Below are 1,620 nucleotides of genomic sequence, written 5' to 3' on the forward strand. Positions count from 1 at the left end.
TTTGATGCCTGGCAGTGTCCTACTCTCGCATGGGGAGACCCCACACTACCATCGGCGCTACGGCGTTTCACTTCTGAGTTCGGCATGGGGTCAGGTGGGACCACCGCGCTATTGCCGCCAGGCAAATTCTGTTTCATTCCAACCGCCTCACTTCCGTGAAGCCATCAGAACCAATCTTGGAACGTCGCTGAAAATCTCTCTAAAAACACCTTCGGTGTTGTAAGGTTAAGCCTCACGGATCATTAGTACTGGTTAGCTCAATGCATCGCTGCACTTACACACCCAGCCTATCAACGTCTTAGTCTTAAACGTTCCTTCAGGGGCCTTGAAGGCCCAGGGAAGACTCATCTTGAGGCAAGTTTCGCGCTTAGATGCTTTCAGCGCTTATCTTTTCCGCACTTAGCTACCGGGCAATGCCATTGGCATGACAACCCGAACACCAGTGGTGCGTTCACTCCGGTCCTCTCGTACTAGGAGCAACCCCTCTCAATCTTCCAACGCCCACGGCAGATAGGGACCGAACTGTCTCACGACGTTCTAAACCCAGCTCGCGTACCACTTTAAATGGCGAACAGCCATACCCTTGGGACCTACTTCAGCCCCAGGATGTGATGAGCCGACATCGAGGTGCCAAACACCGCCGTCGATATGAACTCTTGGGCGGTATCAGCCTGTTATCCCCGGAGTACCTTTTATCCGTTGAGCGATGGCCCTTCCATTCAGAACCACCGGATCACTAAGACCTACTTTCGTACCTGCTCGAGCCGTCACTCTCGCAGTCAAGCTAGCTTATGCCTTTGCACTAACCTCACGATGTCCGACCGTGATTAGCTAACCTTCGTGCTCCTCCGTTACTCTTTGGGAGGAGACCGCCCCAGTCAAACTACCCACCAGACACTGTCCTCACCCCAGATTATGGGGCCGAGTTAGAACATCAAACATTAAAGGGTGGTATTTCAAGGATGGCTCCACGCAGACTGGCGTCCACGCTTCAAAGCCTCCCACCTATCCTACACATCAAGGCTCAATGTTCAGTGTCAAGCTATAGTAAAGGTTCACGGGGTCTTTCCGTCTTGCCGCGGGTACACTGCATCTTCACAGCGAGTTCAATTTCACTGAGTCTCGGGTGGAGACAGCCTGGCCATCATTACGCCATTCGTGCAGGTCGGAACTTACCCGACAAGGAATTTCGCTACCTTAGGACCGTTATAGTTACGGCCGCCGTTTACTGGGGCTTCGATCAAGAGCTTCGCCTTGCGGCTGACCCCATCAATTAACCTTCCAGCACCGGGCAGGCGTCACACCGTATACGTCCACTTTCGTGTTTGCACAGTGCTGTGTTTTTATTAAACAGTTGCAGCCAGCTGGTATCTTCGACTGGCTTCAGCTCCATCCGCAAGGGACTTCACCTACATGCCAGCGTGCCTTCTCCCGAAGTTACGGCACCATTTTGCCTAGTTCCTTCACCCGAGTTCTCTCAAGCGCCTTGGTATTCTCTACCTGACCACCTGTGTCGGTTTGGGGTACGATTTAATGTTACCTGGAGCTTAGAGGATTTTCCTGGAAGCAGGGCATCAACTACTTCTGCACCGTAGTGCATCGTCATCACGCCTCAGGGTT

At 52.7% G+C, this 1,620-nt stretch carries 2 rRNA genes; both read right to left on the minus strand.

Annotation, left to right across the window (positions count from 1 at the left end):
- Positions 1-6 precede the first annotated feature (6 nt).
- Positions 7-122 (minus strand): 5S ribosomal RNA (rrf, locus tag ACSBQV_RS24190).
- A gap of 99 nt (positions 123-221) precedes the next feature.
- Positions 222-1,620, minus strand: a 23S ribosomal RNA gene (locus ACSBQV_RS24195); the annotation flags it as partial.

The sequence above is a fragment of the Serratia sp. B501 genome (assembly GCF_051172315.1).
Lineage (GTDB): Bacteria > Pseudomonadota > Gammaproteobacteria > Enterobacterales > Enterobacteriaceae > Serratia > Serratia ureilytica.